15 protein-coding genes are annotated in these 17,714 nt (G+C 63.0%); 8 read left to right on the top strand and 7 right to left on the bottom strand.

Annotated features, from left to right (window positions below):
* Nucleotides 1-3: 3 nt before the first annotated feature.
* From HF916_RS24540 to HF916_RS24520, 5 genes are all read left to right on the top strand, one after another.
* Nucleotides 4-468, top strand: coding sequence for a MaoC family dehydratase (locus tag HF916_RS24540; RefSeq protein ID WP_431311436.1), 465 nt, complete (start codon nt 4-6; stop codon nt 466-468).
* Nucleotides 469-499: 31 nt separating this feature from the next.
* The gene (locus HF916_RS24535) at nt 500-1,705 is read left to right on the top strand and encodes an acetyl-CoA C-acyltransferase (protein ID WP_168791363.1); all 1,206 of its coding nucleotides are present in this window, start codon (nt 500-502) and stop codon (nt 1,703-1,705) included.
* Nucleotides 1,706-1,827: 122 nt separating this feature from the next.
* Nucleotides 1,828-2,826, top strand: a complete 999-nt coding sequence (locus HF916_RS24530; protein ID WP_168791362.1) for a WD40/YVTN/BNR-like repeat-containing protein — start codon at nt 1,828-1,830, stop codon at nt 2,824-2,826.
* A gap of 109 nt (nt 2,827-2,935) precedes the next feature.
* Nucleotides 2,936-5,416 carry an efflux RND transporter permease subunit gene (locus tag HF916_RS24525; protein ID WP_168791361.1) on the top strand — a complete coding sequence of 827 codons (2,481 nt, stop codon included), beginning with the start codon at nt 2,936-2,938 and terminating at the stop codon, nt 5,414-5,416.
* A 153-nt stretch (nt 5,417-5,569) separates the two neighbouring features.
* Nucleotides 5,570-6,646 (top strand): Rieske 2Fe-2S domain-containing protein, encoded by a 1,077-nt coding sequence (locus HF916_RS24520; RefSeq protein ID WP_168791360.1) that lies wholly within the window; start codon nt 5,570-5,572, stop codon nt 6,644-6,646.
* 56 nt (nt 6,647-6,702) lie between these two features.
* On the opposite strand, the gene HF916_RS24515 is transcribed toward HF916_RS24520, so the two are convergent.
* The 7 genes from HF916_RS24515 to HF916_RS24485 all read right to left on the bottom strand — a co-directional run bounded on the left by HF916_RS24515 (nt 6,703) and on the right by HF916_RS24485 (nt 15,350).
* Entirely contained in the window at nt 6,703-7,644 is a 942-nt protein-coding gene (locus HF916_RS24515) for a tyrosine-protein phosphatase (RefSeq protein WP_168791359.1), read from the bottom strand.
* A 793-nt stretch (nt 7,645-8,437) separates the two neighbouring features.
* A complete protein-coding gene (gene dmpG / locus HF916_RS24510; RefSeq protein ID WP_168791358.1) occupies nt 8,438-9,466 on the bottom strand; it encodes a 4-hydroxy-2-oxovalerate aldolase in 1,029 nt (342 codons plus the stop codon).
* 10 nt (nt 9,467-9,476) lie between these two features.
* A complete protein-coding gene (locus HF916_RS24505; RefSeq protein WP_168791357.1) occupies nt 9,477-10,376 on the bottom strand; it encodes an acetaldehyde dehydrogenase (acetylating) in 900 nt (299 codons plus the stop codon).
* A 34-nt stretch (nt 10,377-10,410) separates the two neighbouring features.
* Complete coding sequence (gene dmpE, locus HF916_RS24500; protein WP_168791356.1) at nt 10,411-11,193, bottom strand: 2-oxopent-4-enoate hydratase; 783 nt, start codon at nt 11,191-11,193, stop codon at nt 10,411-10,413.
* 80 nt (nt 11,194-11,273) lie between these two features.
* The gene (locus HF916_RS24495) at nt 11,274-12,653 is read right to left on the bottom strand and encodes a DUF1329 domain-containing protein (protein WP_168791355.1); all 1,380 of its coding nucleotides are present in this window, start codon (nt 12,651-12,653) and stop codon (nt 11,274-11,276) included.
* A 99-nt stretch (nt 12,654-12,752) separates the two neighbouring features.
* The gene (locus HF916_RS24490; RefSeq protein ID WP_168791354.1) at nt 12,753-14,327 is read right to left on the bottom strand and encodes a DUF1302 family protein; all 1,575 of its coding nucleotides are present in this window, start codon (nt 14,325-14,327) and stop codon (nt 12,753-12,755) included.
* A gap of 111 nt (nt 14,328-14,438) precedes the next feature.
* A complete protein-coding gene (locus HF916_RS24485; RefSeq protein WP_168791353.1) occupies nt 14,439-15,350 on the bottom strand; it encodes an SDR family oxidoreductase in 912 nt (303 codons plus the stop codon).
* Nucleotides 15,351-15,554: 204 nt separating this feature from the next.
* Here HF916_RS24485 and HF916_RS24480 point away from each other — a divergent pair, with 204 nt between their 5' ends.
* The 3 genes from HF916_RS24480 to HF916_RS24470 all read left to right on the top strand — a co-directional run bounded on the left by HF916_RS24480 (nt 15,555) and on the right by HF916_RS24470 (nt 17,709).
* Complete coding sequence (locus HF916_RS24480) at nt 15,555-16,433, top strand: alpha/beta fold hydrolase (RefSeq protein WP_168791352.1); 879 nt, start codon at nt 15,555-15,557, stop codon at nt 16,431-16,433.
* A gap of 89 nt (nt 16,434-16,522) precedes the next feature.
* Complete coding sequence (locus HF916_RS24475; RefSeq protein ID WP_168791351.1) at nt 16,523-17,308, top strand: SDR family NAD(P)-dependent oxidoreductase; 786 nt, start codon at nt 16,523-16,525, stop codon at nt 17,306-17,308.
* An 8-nt stretch (nt 17,309-17,316) separates the two neighbouring features.
* Nucleotides 17,317-17,709: a nuclear transport factor 2 family protein gene (locus HF916_RS24470; protein WP_168791350.1), complete on the top strand. Its 393-nt coding sequence runs from the start codon at nt 17,317-17,319 to the stop codon at nt 17,707-17,709.
* Nucleotides 17,710-17,714: the final 5 nt, after the last annotated feature.

Below are 17,714 nucleotides of genomic sequence, written 5' to 3'. Positions count from 1 at the left end.
GCGTTGGGACGTAGCGCGCGCGTATTCGCGCATCCGCGCGAGTTGATCGCGGCCGCCGGTGAACAGCTCGGCGCGAGCGCGTGGCTTGAGGTCGATCAAACGCGCATCGACCGTTTCGCCGACGCGACGCTGGATCATCAATGGGTCCATGTCGATGCCGAACGCGCAAAGGAAGGTCCGTTCGGTGCGTGCATCGCGCACGGCTTTCTCACGCTCTCGCTGGTCAATTTCTTTTTGCCGCAGATCCTTTGCATCGAAGGCGCGCGGCTCGGCGTCAATTACGGCTGCGACAGGATTCGCTTTCCCGCGCCGGTGCGAGTGGGCGCGCGCGTTCGCGGCGTCGGCGAGTTATTGCGCGCCGAGGCGTTCGAAGGTGGCGTGCAAGCGTGGGTACGCGTGAGCGTCGAGATCGAGGGCGAGGCCAAGCCGGGTTGCGTGGCCGACACCATCAGCCGTTACTACCTGTAGAAAGCATTAAAACCCGTAGAGGAAAGAGCTCATGAACGAAGCGGTCATCGTGTCGGTTGCACGCACACCGATCGGCAAAGCGTATCGCGGCGTGTTCAACGATACCGAAGCACCCGCGTTAGGCGGCCACGTAGTGCGGGCGGCGCTGGAACGCGCGCAACTGGAAGGCGCCGAGATCGACGACGTGCTGATGGGCTGCGCCGCACAGCAGGGCACCCAGGGCTACAACATCGGCCGGCTCTCGGCCGCCGCGGCGGGGTTGCCCGCTTCGGTGCCGGGCATGGCGATGGACCGCATGTGCTCGTCGGGCCTGATGACGATCGCGACCGCCGCGCAGAACATCTTGTGCGGCGATGCACGGATCGTGATCGCGGGCGGCGTCGAATCGATCACGCTGACGCAGAACAAACACAAGAACGCTTATCGGGCGCGCTCGAACGCCGTGCTGGCGAATCAGCCCGCCGCGTATATGGCGATGATCGAAACGGCGGAGATCGTGGCGCGCCGCTATCAAATTTCACGCGAGGCTCAGGATGAGTACGCGTTGACAAGCCAGCAGCGCACGGCAGCGGCGCAGGCCGAGGGTCGCTTCGACGAAGAAATCGTGCCGCTGGAAGTGCAGCGCGCGCTGTTCGACAAGGAAGGCAAGCAGACGGGTAGCGAAACCGTGCGCGCCACACGCGACGAATGCAATCGCGCCGACACCACGGCGGAGAGCCTGGCTGCGCTGAAGCCGGTGTGGAGCGGCGGCGAAGCGGTCGCGCAGGGCGAGTTCATCACGGCGGGCAACGCGTCGCAATTGTCCGATGGCGCGGCAGCCGTGGTGATGATGAGCGCGGCGGAAGCGAAACAACGCGGCCTCGCGCCACTCGGTATCTATCGCGGCATGGCGGTGGCCGGCTGCGACGCCGACGAAATGGGCATCGGCCCGGCGCTCGCGGTGCCGAAGCTGTTGGCGCGGCATCGGCTGACGGTGAACGACATCGGCCTGTGGGAGATGAACGAGGCGTTCGCGTGCCAGGTGATCTACTGCCGCGATCAACTGCGCATTCCTTCCGAGCGACTGAACGTGAACGGCGGCGCGATTGCAGTAGGCCATCCGTTTGGCATGTCGGGCACGCGCATGACTCTGCACGGACTGCTCGAAGCGCGGCGGCGTGGCGTGCGCTATGTGGTCGTGACCATGTGCATCGGCGGCGGCATGGGCGCGGCGGCACTCTTCGAAACAGCGGCATAGATCGCGGTCGGAGCTTTGCATGGGACCAGAGTAAGCGCTAAAGCGCCAACTCTGGTCGACAGCTTTGCATGGGACCAGAGTAAGGCGCTAAAGCGCCAACTCTGGTCGACAGGAGACAAAGTATGAAATCGACACTACCTGGTTTACTGCTCTCGGTGGCCGTGCTGGGCGCGGCGTTGTTCGCGTTTTCGCCACGGCCCGTGCCGGCGTTCGCGGCCACGGCCATCGAAGCCAATCATCTGCAGATCAATGGACTCGCCAAAGCGGGCACGGGACTCGTCGCGGTGGGCGAGCGCGGCGTGATCCTGCTGAGCGGCGATGCGGGCGCATCTTGGCGGCAAGCCGCGGTAACACCCAATGAAGCCTCGGCGCTCACGCAGGTGTTCTTCATCTCGCCGCGCATCGGCATCGCGGTCGGCCACGACGGCTGGATCGTGCGCACCGTCGACGGCGGCGCGCACTGGAGCGAGGTGCGCTTCGACCACAAACATTCGGACCCGCTGCTGTCGGTGTGGGGCAATGCGGACGGCCTCGTATTCGTGACCGGCAGCTTCGGCCAGTTGTTCGTCTCGCACGATGCCGGCGCGACCTGGACCCAGCAGAAGACGCCCGCCGACGACCGTCACCTGAACGTGATTGCCGGCGACGCCGGCGGCCTTGTGATGATCGCCGGCGAAACCGGCACGCTGCTGCGCTCCACCGATTACGGCGCGACATGGGAGAAGCGTCCCGTGCCGTATCAGGGTTCGCTGTTCGGCGTGCTGAAACTGGCCGACGGCGACTGGCTCGCGTACGGCATGCGCGGCAACGTGCTGCGCAGCATCGATCAGGGCGAGACGTGGACGCATGTGGACAGCCGCGTCGGCACTTCGTACTTCGGCGCGGTGCAACTCGCCGACGGCGAACTGGTGCTGGTGGGCCAGGGCGGCGCGATCGTCACCTCGCGTGATGGCGGTTTGACTTATACGGTGCGCAAGGTCGGCGGCGTGCAGAGCCTCGCCGCGGTGGTCGATGCCGGACATGGCGAGCTGGCGCTCGGCGGTGAAGCGGGCGTCGCGCTGTTGCCCGTGACTGCGCCGCCGCGAGCCGTTCAGGCCGCAAACGGCGCGCCGTCGTCCTGATCCACGGCTCGAACCTCTCCTCATCGTTCGCCGATCTTTTGCCGCGCGCTCGCTGGCCGTTCGTCAGCCGCGTGCGCGGGCTTTCCGTAGTCCTGCCGTGAGACGCATCATGAACGCTCCGTCGCATCCTTCTTCGTCCCACTCGTCGTCGCGTTTGTCACGCTTTGTCGAGCGTTGTGCCGACGCCATCATGCGTCACCGGCGCATCCTGCTCACGCTCTGTCTCGCGCTGACGGTCGCGCTGGGTTGCTCCGCGACGCGCTTGCGGCTCGACCCCGGGTTCAACAAGATGATCCCGATGCAGCATCCGTACATGCAGGTGTTCAATCGCTACGCGAGCGCCTTTCCGGGTGCGAACACGATACTCGTGAGCCTGCGCTGGAAAGGTCACGGCGACATCTACAACCAGGCGTTCATGGATGATCTGCGCCACGCCACCGACGACGTGTTCTTCATCCCCGGCGTGAATCGCTCGCGTGTGTTCTCGCTGTTCACGCCGAACGTGCGCTATACCGAAGTGACCGAAGCCGGTTTTCGCGGCGACGTGGTCGTGCCCGGCCAGTTCAGCAGCGCGAATCCCACCGATCTCGCCACGGTGCGCCGAAACGTCGCGCGCTCCGGGCAAATCGGCCGGCTGGTCGGCAACGATCTGCACTCCGCGCTGATCCGCGCGGAGTTGCGCGAGACCGATCCGGCGACCGGCAAGCATCTGGACTACAGCGCGGTAGCGCGGCAGCTTGAAGAGATTCGCGCGCGATATTCAAATCAGGATGTCGAGGTCGACATCATCGGCTTCGCGAAACTCGTCGGCGATGTGGAGGCAGGCATTAGCGGCGTGATCGGCTTCTTCGCGCTGGCGTTTCTGATCACTGCGGCGTTGCTGCTGCTCTACACGCGGTCGGCGAAAACCACCGCGCTCGCGCTCTTCGTTGCGTTGCTGCCGGTGGTGTGGCTGCTCGGCGCGCTGCCGATTCTCGGGCTCGGCATCGATCCGATGTCGATACTCGTACCGTTCCTGATCTTCTCGATCGGCGTCTCGCACGCGGTGCAGATGACGAATGCGTGGAAACAGGCGCTAGTGGCCGGCATGTCTTCCGTCGACGCCGCTCGCGACGCGTTCCGCAAGCTGTTCGTGCCGGGCACCGTGGCCCTGCTGACGAATGCGCTGGGCTTCATGGTGATCATGCGCATCCAGATCGAGATCGTGCGTGAGCTGGGCGTCACGGCGTGTCTCGGCGTGCTGCTGATGATCGTCACGAACAAGGTGTTTCTGCCGATTCTGCTGTCGTATACGCGGCTCGAAACGGCCACGCTGGCGCGCGCGCAGCGCCGCGCGGCGGCGGGCGGCAGCCGGTTGTGGACGCGCTTTGCCGTGTTCGCGCGGCCCGCGCCGGCGCTCGGCGTGTTTGCGGTCGCGTTGTTGTTGCTTGCGTTCGGCGCGAAGGCGTCGCGCGATCTGCAGATTGGCGATATCGGTTCCGGCGCGCCGGAGTTGCGCGCCGCCTCGCTCTATAACCTCGACAACGCGCGCATCACGAGCGAGTACAACATCGGCGTCGATGCACTCTCGGTGATCGTCGAGACCACCGGTTTCGACGACGCCTGTCTGCACTATCCAGTGATGAGCGCGATCGAACGCTTCGAAATGGAGATGCGCGGCGTGGCGGGCGTGCAATCGGTGGTGAGCGTGCCGTCGCTCGCGAAGATTTCGATTGCCGCGTTCAACGAAGGCAATCCGCGCTGGGGCGCGCTGCCGCGTTCCAGCGATGGTCTCACGCAGGGCGCCAACGCCTTCGATCCCGACAACGGTATGAACACCGCAAACTGCCAGGTGATCCAGGTGTTGATCTACACGGCGAATCACGAGGGCAAGACCATCGCGCATATCGTCGATGAAATCAAACGCCTTGCCGCGCAGGATCACACGCCGAACGTGGCGTTCCGGCTCGCGGGCGGCAATGTCGGCGTGATGGCGGCGACCAACGAGGCGGTCGGCGATGCCGAAGTTGCCATGCTGCTGTCGATCTTCGGCGCGATTGCGTTGCTGTGCGTCGTGACGTTCCGTTCGTGGCGCGCGGTGTTGTGCATCGTCGTGCCGCTGACGGTGGTTTCTATTCTGTGCAATGCGGTGATGGCGTGGCTCGGCATCGGCCTGAAGGTCGCGACCTTGCCGGTGATTACGCTCGGCGTCGGTGTCGGGGTCGATTACGGCATCTATCTGTACGAACGCTTGCAGCATGAGCTGCGCGGCGGCGCGAGCCTGCCCGACGCGTTCGCGGCCGCCATGCGTCAGCGCGGCACGGCGGCTTTGTTCACGGCGGTGACGATGTTCATCGGCGTGGGGACGTGGGCGTTCTCCGCGCTGAAGTTCCAGGTGGATATGGGCGTGCTGCTCGCCTTCATGTTCCTCGTGAACCTGTTCGGTGCGGTGTTTCTGCTGCCGGCGCTCGCGGCGTGGCTCGGTGTCGAACGCGTGGAACGGCGTGCGGGCGGCGCGATGGTTGCGCCGTCCGCACCCGCTCATGGTGTTGCCATGTCCACGAAAACCGCGCAGGCGGCCACGCTGGAACATGGCAATTCCGCGCGTTAGCGCTAGCTGAGCTACCTAGTCCGTCGAGACGATGAACGAACCGTGAGCCGCGTCTATCGTCAGGCGTGAGCGCGTGAATCCGCGCGCTTTTCAACCATACCTATGACGGCGGCGGGCTGGCAGCGCCGCGTTTTCCATCGGAGTAGATAAAAGATGTCCGCACGTCCCTACAAAATCGAGGCGCAACCGCTCGTGCAGCGCTATGCGCGCGGCTGGCATTGCCTCGGTCTCGCAAGCGAATACAAGGACGGCCAGCCGCATACGCTGAATATTTTCGGCCAGCGTCTCGCCGCGTTCATGGACTCGCATGGCCGCGTCAATGTGGTCGACGGCTTTTGTCCGCATATGGGCGCCGATCTGAGCACCGGCCGTGTCGATGGCGATACGCTGGTCTGTCCGTTTCACGGCTGGCAGTGGGGCGGCGACGGCAACTGCCAGTCGATTCCGTACTGCAAGCGGATTCCACCGAAGGCGAAGATCGGCACCTGGCAGACCTGCGAGGAGAACCAGTTGCTGTTCATCTGGCACGACCCTGAAGGCAACCCGCCGGGCGATGAAGTGGCGATTCCGCAGATCGACGCCTGCTTCTCCGACGAGTGGTCGGATTGGGTGATCGACCGCATGGTGATCGGCACCAACTGCCGCGAGCTGGTCGACAATATCTCCGACATGGCGCACTTCGCGACCGTGCACGGCGCGCCGGTCGATTACTTCGCGAATCTGTTCGAAGGGCATAAGGCGACGCAATTGCTGGTCGGTCGAAGCGAGCGCCTCGGTGACGATGAACTGATCGCGCTGTCCACGTATTTCGGCCCCGCGTATCACATCACCGAGATGACCGGTAAGAGTGGTGGGCATCCGATTCATTCGATCCTGCTGAACTGTCACGTGCCGATCGACATGCACAGCTTCGAGTTGCGTTACGGCGTGATGGTGAAGAAGGTGCCCGGTTTGTCGGGGGAACAGAACATGGAGATTGCGCGCACGTATTCGAAGCAGGCGCAGGCCGCGTTCTATGAGGACGTTGCGATCTGGGACACCAAGACGCGGATCGACAATCCTTTGCTGTGTGAAGGCGATGGCCCGCTGTATCAGATGCGCGACTGGTATTCGCAGTTTTATCTCGACTCGGCGGATGTGCGTCCTTCGAGCACGGCGAAGAAGGTGGTGGAGATCAAGGTGCGCGAGGGCGGGACGCCGCCGCCATTGCGGCATGTATTCGAAGGCTGATCGATGTTTTGAGGGCGGTGCATGCACCGCCTTTTTTTATGGTGCGGCCTGATTGATTACGAAGGCTGCTCAGTCGCACTGAGATAGTTCGCGCGGATCTTGTCGACGTTGACGTGCAGGACGTCGACGAGGTAGTGCTGCATGCCGCCGTATTGCTGATCGATGACTTCCATGGCCGCGCCGATGTAGTTGGGATCGACGGCGAGCAACGGTGCCAATACGTCGGGGGCGACGCCGATCTTTTCTAATTGCGTGGTGGCTTGCGCGTTGGCGGCGGCGTTGTAGTGGTTCGATTCCAGATAGTTGGCGATTGTTGTGGCGCGGTCGACGCCGAGCGCCGATAGCAGCAGGACGGTGGCGAAGCCGGTGCGGTCTTTGCCTGCGGTGCAGTGGTAGAGGATGGTGCGGTTGTCTTCGGCTAGTTTCAGGAAGCGTGTGAATTGGGGTTGGTATTTTTCTGGGAATTGTTTGTATAGCGAGACCATGAAGTCATGCATTTGCGCGGGAGTCGAGCGCTTTAGCATTGGGATGATGGATTCGGGTGCCAGGTTGCCGGCTAGTACTGGGTCGGCCTGGTAGGGGAATTGTTCTGCGAAGCTTTGTTCTGTCGGTTTCTTTTCGCTTGCGGCGCGGAAGTCTACTATTACGTCCAGGTGTAGTGATTTTAGTTTTTCAATGTCTGCTGGACTGGCTGAAGATGGGTTGCCGCTGCGGTATAGGCGGTAAGGGTTGATGCGGCGGCTGTCGCGGGTTTCTATTCCTGATAGGTCTCGGGTGTTTTGGACTTTTTCTAAGGGGATGTAGTGGTCTGTTGTCCAAGGGGTCTGCGCTGTGGCGGGGAGTGTTGATGCTATTAGCAGCGTGGTTACGGTTATCGATTTGAGCATTTTTTTGTCTGTTTGTCGGTTGATTGGTGTTGGTCTTTTGGTCTTTTGGCCTTTTTGCCTTTCCTTGAATTCGTAGTGGTCTATTAGCGTCGCCCCTGTGCGGGGCGGCACCTACTTCTCTTTGCCGCCGCAAAGAGAAGTAGGCAAGAGAAAGCGGCTCACACCGCTAATTCTTAAGCGGGTCCCCCGCACAGCCGCGGTAGTGGTGCATCTGGAATCGGTGTTCTCGCACACTCCGCGTTCGTGACACAGCAGTCATTCTTCCGGCGGCGCTGTGCGCGCCGTCGCGGTCGTTCAGGAAACCGTTGGCGGTTTCAGTGCGTCTCGGCCCCTGATATCAGTGCGTTTGGTGGCCTTGAGCGGGTGGTATGTTTTGGCCCATCGGCGTCTCTGCGGTCCCCGATCTTCGCCGGATCATGGGCGAGACTGTGATGCGGCCGCACAGTCGTCATACTTCGCGCTACGCGCTGGCCGGACCGGTCTGCGCGTAACAGGTGGTTTCGTTCGGCCGTGAGATGACGAACGGCCCGCCAACGAGTCTCGACGCAATGCGCCAGGTAAATTGATACCGAGCGGAGTACAGAAATCGCAGCCACACCCAGAACGACCGCCACGGCGCGCGCAGCGCCGCCGGAAGAATGAGCGCTTTGTCACGAACGGGGAATGTGCGAGAACACCGATTCCAGATGCACCACTACCGCGACTGCGCGGGGGACCCGCTTAAGAATTAGCGGTGTGAGCCGCTTTCTCTTGCCTACTTCTCTTTGCGGCGGCAAAGAGAAGTAGGTGCCGCCCCGCACAGGGGCAACGCTAATAGACCGCTACCAAAGCAAGGAAAGGCCAACCCGCAAAGAACAAAGAACAAAGAACAACGAAGAAAGCGCCGCGAAGGCAACACCAACTACTAAGCAGCAACCCGCCCCTTAACAATACTCAAAGCCGTATCCTCGATCATATCCTCCTGCCCCCCAACAAGCCGCTGCCTCCCAAGCTCAACCAGAATATCCCTGGCGGCCACCCCATACTTAACCTCAGCCCGTTTAGCAAACAACAAAAACGACGAATAAACCCCAGCATACCCAAGCGTCAGCGCATCCCTATCGATGCGAATAGGCGCATCCATAATAGGCACCACAAGATCCTCAGCCACATCCGAAATCGAAAACACATCGACGCCAGTCTGAATCCCCATCCGCTCACAAACAGCAACGAAAACTTCCATCGGCGTATTACCAGCCCCAGCCCCAAGCCCACCCGCAGCAGCATCAATCCGATTCGCGCCAGCTGCAACAGCCGCAATCGAATTCGCCACGCCCATCGCCAGATTGTGATGCCCATGAAAACCCAGCTCGGTCTCAGGCTTCAACGCGTCACGCACGCAAGCGATCCGCGCGGTCACATCGTCAGGCAACATATAACCGGCGGAGTCGGTGACATAAATACAATTCGCGCCATACGATTCCATCAGCCTCGCTTGCTCGACAAGCTGCTCAGGCGGCGCCATATGCGCCATCATCAGAAAACCAACCGTATCCATCTCCAGCTTGCGCGCAAGACCAATATGCTGCTCAGACACGTCCGCTTCAGTGCAATGCGTCGCCACCCGAATCGTCTGCACGCCGAGCCCGTGCGCCATGCGCAAATGATCCACCGTGCCGATGCCGGGAATCAACAGCGCCGACACCTTCGCCTGCTTCAGTTCGGCGAGCACGGCGCTCAGATACGCCTCGTCGGTATGCGCCGGAAAACCATAGTTCACCGACGCGCCTCCAAGACCATCGCCATGCGTGACTTCGATCAGCGGCACGCCGGCGGCGTCGAGGCCGCGCGCGATGGTGCGCATCTGTTCCAGTGAAATCTGATGGCGCTTGGGGTGCATGCCGTCGCGCAACGTCATGTCGTGCACGGTGATGCGGGTTCCTTCGAGAGACATGGTCGGCTCCTTACGCAGTGACGGGCGATGCTGCCAGCATCTGTTGAGCGAAAACTTCAGCGGTGCGCGCGGCGGCCGCGGTCATGATGTCGAGATTGCCGGCGTACTTCGGCAAGTAGTCGCCGAGACCTTCGACTTCCATGAACACGGAGACGCGCCGGCCGTCGAATACCGGGCCGTTTTTCAGCGTATAACCGGGCACGTATTGGCGCACTTCATCGACCATTGCATGCACGGATGCGGTGATCGCGTCGATGTCCGGATCGCCTTCGGTCAAGCAATGAATGGTGTCGCGCATGATGAGCGGCGGCTCCGCCGGATTGATCACGATGATCGCCTTGCCCACGGCCGCACCGCCGATCTGTTCGATCGCAAGCGACGTGGTGCGCGTGAACTCGTCGATGTTCTTGCGCGTGCCGGGTCCGACCGAACGCGACGACACGGTCGCGACGATCTCGCCGTACGCCACGCGCTGCACGCGCGACACGGCATACACCATCGGAATGGTCGCCTGGCCGCCGCACGTGACCATGTTGACGTTCATCACCTGCTGGTCGTTCTGCGCGGCAAGATTGACCGGTGGCACGCAGAACGGGCCGATCGCGGCAGGCGTCAGGTCGATCACGCGTACGCCGCGCGCAGTCAGCTTGTCGGAGTGCTCGCGGTGCACGTACGCGGACGTGGCGTCGAAGGCGATGCGGATGTCGTCGGCGGCCAGATGCGGCAGCAGGCCGTCGATGCCCTCAGCAGTCGTTTTCAGGCCCAGCTCGCGAGCCCGCGCGAGGCCTTCGGAGGCGGCGTCGACACCGACCATCCAGACCGGTTCGAGCACCGCGCTGCGACGCAGTTTGTACAGCAGATCGGTGCCGATGTTGCCGGGCCCGATCAATGCGCATTTGATCTTGCTCATTCAATGCATCCTTAAGTGAGAGACGGTCGAGACTTCAAACGAAACGCACCGAGCAACCGCCGATGCCTTCTATATGCATTTCCAGCACGTCGCCACGGATTACGGGAATCAGCGCCGCGAGCGAACCGGACAACACGACCTCGCTCGCGAGCAGGGGCATGCCGAGTTCGCCAAGCGTATTGGCGAGCCACGCGACGGCGTCGGCGGGATGGCCGAGCGCCGCGGCGCCGATACCTTCGGCGACGCGTTCGCCGTTCTTGTCGAGCGTCATCCGGCAGGCGGCCAGATCGAGCGCGTCCGGCGGCACGCGCTCGTGGCCGAGCACGTAGACGCCGCACGAGGCGTTGTCGGCGACGGTATCGCCGATGCGGATTGCCCAGTCGCGAATGCGCGAATCGACGATCTCGAAACACGCGCCCACCGATCCGGTGGCGGCTAGCACGTCTTCGCGCGTGACGCCGGGGCCGCGCAGATCGCGTTGCAGATAGAACGCGATCTCGCCTTCCGCGCGCGGCTGGATCAGCGTGTCGATGGGGATCGCCTGGCCGGCGGCGTAGTGCATGCCCGAAAGCAGCACGCCGAAGTCAGGCTGACGCACGTCGAGCATGTCCTGCACGACCTGGCTCGTCACGCCGATCTTCTTGCCGACGACGGTTTCGCCGGCCGCGAGCCGGCGCGCGATGAAATGCTGTTGCACACGGTAGGCGTCGGCGAGCGGCAAGCCGTCAGCGCGCGCGGAGAACGGCGCGACCGGCGTGCGGTCGAGCCAGGCGCAATAGAGCGTGTCGCCGAGTTCGGCGTGATGTGTCGAGGTCATGACCGATACGAGTGGAGAGTTTCGAGCGGCGCCGCACGAACGCAGCGCCGCTCTTGCACGCGATAGAAACGCAAGCGGGTTCAGTTGCCCGCGCCGCGAATCGCGTCAGGTGAGAAGTAGGCTTCGGTCAGTTGTGAGCCACGCGTGAGCACCGGCATCGGTTCCTGATTCACCAGACGGTCGGCGTAATAGGCACCGGAGATCAGGTCGTGATAGAACACGGCGGTCGAATAGAACGTCTTGGCATCGAAGGCATAGAGCGTCGGCGCGAAGTTCGTGCGCCATAGCGTGCCGCGTGCGTCGTAGTTGTCGGCGGCCACGGCATTCCACGTGTCTTCGTCGAGATACAGCACACGTTTCGCGTATTGATGGCGATAGCCGGACTTGAGCGTGGCCTGCAACACCCAGACACGATGCAGTTCGAAGCGCATGTACTGCATGTTCTCGTGACCCTTGGTGAGCAGATCGGTGTACTTGATCGACGGGTCCATCAGCTTGTAGTTGTCGTAGGGGACGTACACCTCGCGCTTGCCGATGATCTTCCAGTCGTAACGTTCGCCCGAGCCGTTGAAGAGGCGGTCGTCATCGACGGTACGGAAGCCGCCCGGTCCTTCGGGCTGGTCGAAGCCGAATTCCGGCGCCTGCCGCACGCGTCGCGTGCCGGGGTTATATGACCAGGTACGGCGCGTATCGGAGCCTTCCTGGTCCCACATCTCGAAGCCGGTGATGATCGTGCCGCGATCGGAGAGCGGCAGCATGGTGGTCTGGCGGAAGAAGCTCTTGCTGTTCAGTGCGCTCTTCGGATCGAAGCGGTCCGCGCTGCGCGGTCCGTAGATCGCGTATTGCACCTTGCCCCACGCGATATTGCCGTCCGGATAGACGACGGCCTGATCGTAGGTCGCGGTTTCGCCTTCGATGGCCGACGCGAAGCGCAGATTCCACATCGCCTCCACGCCGTTCTTCGGCACCGGGAACGGCGTGACCGGCGGAAACTCCTTCAGGCCATTCTGGTCCTTCGTCATCGTGGTGGTGGGCGCGTACAGGCGAATGTCCTTGTACACGGCATCGCCGTAGCTGAAATCGCGGTGGCTCGGATAGACCGGAATCTTGAAGGTGTCGGGATACTTCTTGAGCAGCGCTTTCTCGCCGTCCGTCAGGCGCGCTTCGTATTGCTGCATGTTTTGCGCGGTAATCACGAAGAGCGGCTTCTCGCTTGCATACGGATCGGGAAAGCGCTGCCCCTGCTTGTAGTCGACGCCGGGTGGCGTGCCAAACCACTTGCCGCTCCATGCGGGGATCGTGCCGTCGGCGTTGGCCGCGCGCTCGGCGCCCATCGGCGTGAGCGGTCCTTCGAGTTTGGCGATATCTTCCGGGCTGGTTTTGGCGAACGATGCGGCTGCGAGCGCGGCGCCTGCAGCGAACACGCAGACACGCAGTGCGGGATTGAAAATTCGACTCATGACCAAATCCTCTTGCAGTAAAAAGACGGCTGATTCAAAGGGTGATGCGTGTTGCAAGGCGCCGCGGAATCACCTTCGGGTTCAACGCGGCGCGTCAACTCAGAACGAATAGGTCGCGGTCGCGAGCACATAGTCGCGATCGGCGAGCGGGCGGTTGGTCGGGTCCGGGCGGCCGAGAAACTTCGCGTAGACCAGCGCGAGTTTCAGGTTGCTCAGACGCGTGAAGTTCACACCCACCGTCACGCGGTGATCGCCTACGCCGGTCATCGAACCGAGCGCGCCGGCCAGCGCCGATTTGCCGGTGAAGTCGTCGGCGTAAGTGATGGGCACGTCCACGTCCCAGCCGCTGAAGACGTTCTTGTAGCTCAGCGTCCAGGCCACTTCGAACGCGGCGGAATTGCGCGTGTTGGCGAGCGTCGACGAACCGAGCAGCGGCGTGACGTTGCCGGCGTGCACGTACGACACTTCGCCCACCAGCGTTTGCGAGGCGGCGAGGAAGGTCGGGCCGATCGAATAGATCGCGGAGAGATTCGATTGCCAGATGTCGCCGCGCGTGGTTTGCGCACCGGCGGCGGTATTCACGAGCACGGCGGCGCCTTGCCGGTACGAGGTTTCGCCCGCGACGTTCACACCGTTCAGATCAGTGGAAAAACTCAGGCCGCTGAGCTTGATGTTGTCGAAGTACTTCTGCTGATAGCCGAGCGTCGGGAAATAGGTTGTCACGACACTGGGATTCATGTCGTTGTAGTGCAGGTAGTAGGCGCCGATTTCGGTATCGCCGAACACGCGCCAGCGCGCGCCGAGACCCCATTGACCGCTGTTGCCCGGACGAATATCGTCACCGCGCGGAATATGGATGCCGCCCGGTCCGATGATGTATTCCGCGCCGGGCCCGACCACGTCGGAATAGCTCATGTAGCTGCCGGGCGCGCTCAACTGATTCGGCTGGAAAGAGAACTGGTAATAGCCGAGCAGGCTGAAATTCGGCGCGATCTGCCATTGCGTGGAGATCTGCGGAACCGGCAGCAGAATGTCCTTCACTTCAGCGCCGGCGACGAATGATTTAGTGGCGTCAGCAGGGCCTTGCGCGCCCGCGATGTTCGGGAAGAACACGCTCTCGCCCCACGCCACGACCTGATCTCCGACCTTCACGTTCAGGCTGGTGCCGCCCAGCTTGAATGTGTTGTACACGTAGGCGGCGAGCAGTTGGGTGCGGCCGCCGGCCCAGTAATTCGCCTGCTCGGTGAAGTTGTTGAAGACGCCGCCGTGATTCACGGTGCCGGGTGCGTCGTTGTAGTTCGGATGTTGATAGGCCTGATCGTAGAACGTGTCGGCGCGCACGAATACGCCCCAGTCGTCGTGCTTCAGGTTCACTTCGCCGAGCAGGCTCACCTGGTTCTGGATCAGCTTGTTTTTGGCGAAGTTGCGGTCGCCGTCGTCGCCGTTGATATTCTCCGGCGTCAGCAGGTTGCCGCTCGGCGCGCGTGTGCGCATGCCGAGACCATAGCCGAGCGTGAAGGTGTAATCGAGCGTGGTGTCCGCGCCGAGATTGAGCGTGTCGCCCGCGTGGGCGGGGGCCATATTGAGCGTCGCCGCGGCCAGCATCGCGAGTTTGCATGCCGTGCACAGCGCGCGCATCGCTGGTGCGCGCTCTCGTGTTCCGTTGATCTGCATTCTGTCTCCTCTGTGGTCACATCTGAAATTTGTTGTGCTCAGAGGTTAGGCGGCGCGTGCGGCGCGAGAATCGTCAAAACGGACTAGTCGGTTGTCCTGGGGACGTGCGTGCTAATGACGTGCAGGTTCCTCGGACTTCGCGGCAAAGGCTTGATGCTGGCCGGTGGCGGCGAGAAAGGCTGGCACTTCGCCGCCGCCTTCGAGAATCAGGTTGCTGCCCGATGCATACGCCGCGTGAGGCGATGCGAGAAAGAGGCACGCGGACGCAATGTCGGCAGGCTGGGCGAGACGGCCCGCGGGAATCGTTGCTTCGATGCTGGCGAGGGCGGTGTCTTGCGCGTCGCTCTTTGATGAACCGGTGTGTCCGCTCGTGGCGGTTTCGGTTTCCACGAGACTCGGGCTCACTGCGCAGACGCGTACCTTCGGCGCCCATTCGACCGCGAGCGAACGCACGGCATTGAGCAGGCCCGCTTTGGCCGCGCCGTATGCGGCCGTGCCCGGTGAGGCCCGCAAGCCGCTCACACTGCCGATGAACAACAGCACGCCGCCGTCGCGCTGGCGCTGCATCAGCGCATTGGCGCGTTGCGCGAGTTGCAGCGGTGCGAGCAGGTTCAGGCGGATGACCGCTTCGGTGAAACGCGGAGAGGCATCGGCGGCGAGCGCGAACGGGGCACCGCCCGCGTTGTTGACCACAATGTCGAGGCGGCCGGTTTCACGCTCGATCCGCGCGAGCATGGTGTCGATTGCGTCTATGTCGCGTACGTCTGCGGCGATGAAGCGCGGGGTTGGGTTTGGCGCGTGCGCGGACGGATTACGAGGCGCGTCATCACGAGAGCTTCCTGACCGCTCGTCACGCGGATCGCGACGCTCCGGCGAGCCCGATGCGGCGTTCTCTGGCGGCGTGCGTCCACATACATACACGGTCGCGCCCGCCGCGACGAACGCCTGCGCGATGCCCGCGCCAATTCCCTTGGTGCCGCCCGTCACCAGCACCACCTTGCCGCTGAAATCGAATCCCGTCATTGCCGCTGTCTCCATCAGTTCGTGTGGGCCCGATGGTAGGAGAAATGCGGCGGCGCCTCGTAGTCTGAAAAGACGATGCCGATCCGTGCATTCGCGCCGATGATGATTGCGCTGGCGACTCACACGTCGCCGATCGACAGCTTTGCATGGGATCGGAGTAGGCGCTAAAGCGCCAACTCCGATCGACACAGGAGACAAGCGCGCATGACCGCAACGCCCACCGAGTTTCAGGAAGCCGCGTCGCAAACGCGCGCACCTTTGCAGCCGCCCACCGGCATTTTCACCGAGGTGCCCGGCGGCCTCACGCTGCATCACTTCGAAGCCGGCAGCGGCGCGCCCGTCGTGTTCATTCACGGCAGCGGGCCCGGTGCAAGCGGCTTCAGCAATTTCAAGCACAACTACCCGCAATTCGCCGCCGCCGGCTACCGGGCGATCGTGGTCGATTTGCCGGGTTACGGCGCATCGTCCAAGCCTGCCGACGTGCACTACACGCTCGATTTCTTCGTCAGCGCATTGCGTGCGCAACTCACGGCCAACGGCATCGGGCGGGCCACGTTGCTCGGCAATTCGCTAGGCGGCGCGATCGCGCTGCAATACGCGCTCGACTATCCCGACGACGTCGACAGTCTGATCATGATGGCGCCCGGCGGCGTCGAAGAGCGCGAGACCTACTTCAGAATGGACGGCATCCAGAAGATGGTGTCGCTGTTCACGAATCGGCAAATGAACCGGCTGACCATGCGGCAACTGCTCGAAATGCTGGTGTTCGATCGCAGCCTCGTCACCGACGCGCTGGTCGACGAACGCCTGCGCGTGTGCGAACAACAGCCGCCCGAAGTGCTCTCGACCATGCGCGTGCCGAACCTCACCACGCGTCTCGCCGAGCTGAAGTGCCCGGTGCTCGGCTTCTGGGGCAGCGACGACCGCTTCAATCCGGCGAGCGGCGCGATGCGCTTTCTCGAACATTGTGCCGACGCCCGCTTCGTGCTGATGAATCGCTGCGGCCATTGGGTGATGGTCGAGCACCGGCGGTATTTCAACCGCGAATGCCTGGAATTTCTCGCGGAGCGGCGCGGCGCTTGAGGCATGCTTCAGTCTGCGGCGCAAGGAAACGCGACATCACGTGACACCGCGCGGCGCGGACCATCCAACGACAACATGACGGAGACGGTATGACATTTCCCCATCAGCTATTCGACATGAGCGGCAAAGTGACCGCGATCACAGGTGGCGCGCGCGGCATCGGCGCGCAGACGGCGCGCACGCTGGCGGCGGCCGGCTCGGCGATCGCCGTGCTCGACGTGCTCACGCAAGCCGGCGAACAACTCGTCGCCGAGATCAATGAGTCGGGCGGCAAGGCGGCGTTCTGGAAGATGGACGTCACGCAGGAAGACAGCGTGCAAAGCGTGTTCGGTGAAATCGCCGCGCGCTTCGGACGACTCGACGCGCTAGTGAACAACGCGGGCATCGAAGGCGCGAATCTGCCGACGCACGAAATGACGCTGCAGCAGTGGCAGCAAGTCATCGACGTGAATGTCACGGGCGTGTTCCTCTGCACCAAGTACGCGATCCCGCACCTGCTGGCCGCAGGCGGCGGCTCGATCGTGAATCTGTCGTCGATGTACGGCCTCGTCGGCGGACCGGACGTGCCGGCGTATCACGCGTCGAAAGGCGCGGTGCGCCTGATGGCGAAGACCGAAGCGATGCTGTACGCCACGCAGAACATCCGCGCGAACTCGGTGCACCCCGGCTTCATTCGCACGCCGCTGCTGGAAGAAGCATTCGCCAGGCTCGGCGACCCGGAGCAGATTTTCGCGCACATGAAAACGCTCGTGCCGCTCGCGAAGATCGGCGATCCGCAGGATATCGCCGCGGGCATTCTCTATCTGGTCTCGCCGGCCGGGCGCTACGTGACGGGCACGGAGTTGGTGATCGACGGCGGCTACACCGCACGCTAGGAGCGCGAATGAACACCAGTGAAAACATGAAGGCGCGCCTCGTCGAGTATATCGAGGCGTTTAACGCGGCCGACGCCGCGCGCGTGGCGGCGCTGTTCGCCGACAACGCGAGCGTCGAGGACCCGGTCGGCACGCCAGTGAAAGAAGGCCGCAGTGAGATCGACGCGTTCTATGCGTACGCGACCTCGGTGGGCGCGCGGCTCGAACTGATGGCGCCGCCGCGCGGGTCGCACGGCAATAGCGCGTCGATCAGCTTTCGCGTGCATGTCACGTCGCAAGACGGACACCCCGCGCATATCGACGTGACCGACGTGATGGACTTCGACGCCGCCGGCAAGATCGTGCGCATGCGCGCGTACTGGGGCGCCGACGACTATCACCTGTCGTCGCAGGCGGCCTGACGCGG

This window comes from Paraburkholderia aromaticivorans, assembly GCF_012689525.1.
Taxonomy (GTDB): domain Bacteria; phylum Pseudomonadota; class Gammaproteobacteria; order Burkholderiales; family Burkholderiaceae; genus Paraburkholderia; species Paraburkholderia aromaticivorans_A.
The sequence above is the reverse complement of the archived record's forward strand: the minus strand, read 5'-3'. Positions and strand labels throughout refer to the sequence as shown.

What these genes read in the sequence shown, in the direction of transcription:
- HF916_RS24535 (WP_168791363.1), top strand. Translation starts at nt 500, where the DNA reads ATGAACGAAGCGGTCATCGTGTCGGTTGCACGCACACCGATCGGCAAA.
- HF916_RS24530 (WP_168791362.1), top strand. Translation starts at nt 1,828, where the DNA reads ATGAAATCGACACTACCTGGTTTACTGCTCTCGGTGGCCGTGCTGGGC.
- HF916_RS24525 (WP_168791361.1), top strand. Translation starts at nt 2,936, where the DNA reads ATGAACGCTCCGTCGCATCCTTCTTCGTCCCACTCGTCGTCGCGTTTG.
- HF916_RS24520 (WP_168791360.1), top strand. Translation starts at nt 5,570, where the DNA reads ATGTCCGCACGTCCCTACAAAATCGAGGCGCAACCGCTCGTGCAGCGC.
- dmpG (WP_168791358.1), bottom strand. Translation starts at nt 9,466, where the DNA reads ATGTCTCTCGAAGGAACCCGCATCACCGTGCACGACATGACGTTGCGC.
- HF916_RS24505 (WP_168791357.1), bottom strand. Translation starts at nt 10,376, where the DNA reads ATGAGCAAGATCAAATGCGCATTGATCGGGCCCGGCAACATCGGCACC.
- dmpE (WP_168791356.1), bottom strand. Translation starts at nt 11,193, where the DNA reads ATGACCTCGACACATCACGCCGAACTCGGCGACACGCTCTATTGCGCC.
- HF916_RS24495 (WP_168791355.1), bottom strand. Translation starts at nt 12,653, where the DNA reads ATGAGTCGAATTTTCAATCCCGCACTGCGTGTCTGCGTGTTCGCTGCA.
- HF916_RS24490 (WP_168791354.1), bottom strand. Translation starts at nt 14,327, where the DNA reads ATGCAGATCAACGGAACACGAGAGCGCGCACCAGCGATGCGCGCGCTG.
- HF916_RS24485 (WP_168791353.1), bottom strand. Translation starts at nt 15,350, where the DNA reads ATGACGGGATTCGATTTCAGCGGCAAGGTGGTGCTGGTGACGGGCGGC.
- HF916_RS24480 (WP_168791352.1), top strand. Translation starts at nt 15,555, where the DNA reads ATGACCGCAACGCCCACCGAGTTTCAGGAAGCCGCGTCGCAAACGCGC.
- HF916_RS24475 (WP_168791351.1), top strand. Translation starts at nt 16,523, where the DNA reads ATGACATTTCCCCATCAGCTATTCGACATGAGCGGCAAAGTGACCGCG.
- HF916_RS24470 (WP_168791350.1), top strand. Translation starts at nt 17,317, where the DNA reads ATGAACACCAGTGAAAACATGAAGGCGCGCCTCGTCGAGTATATCGAG.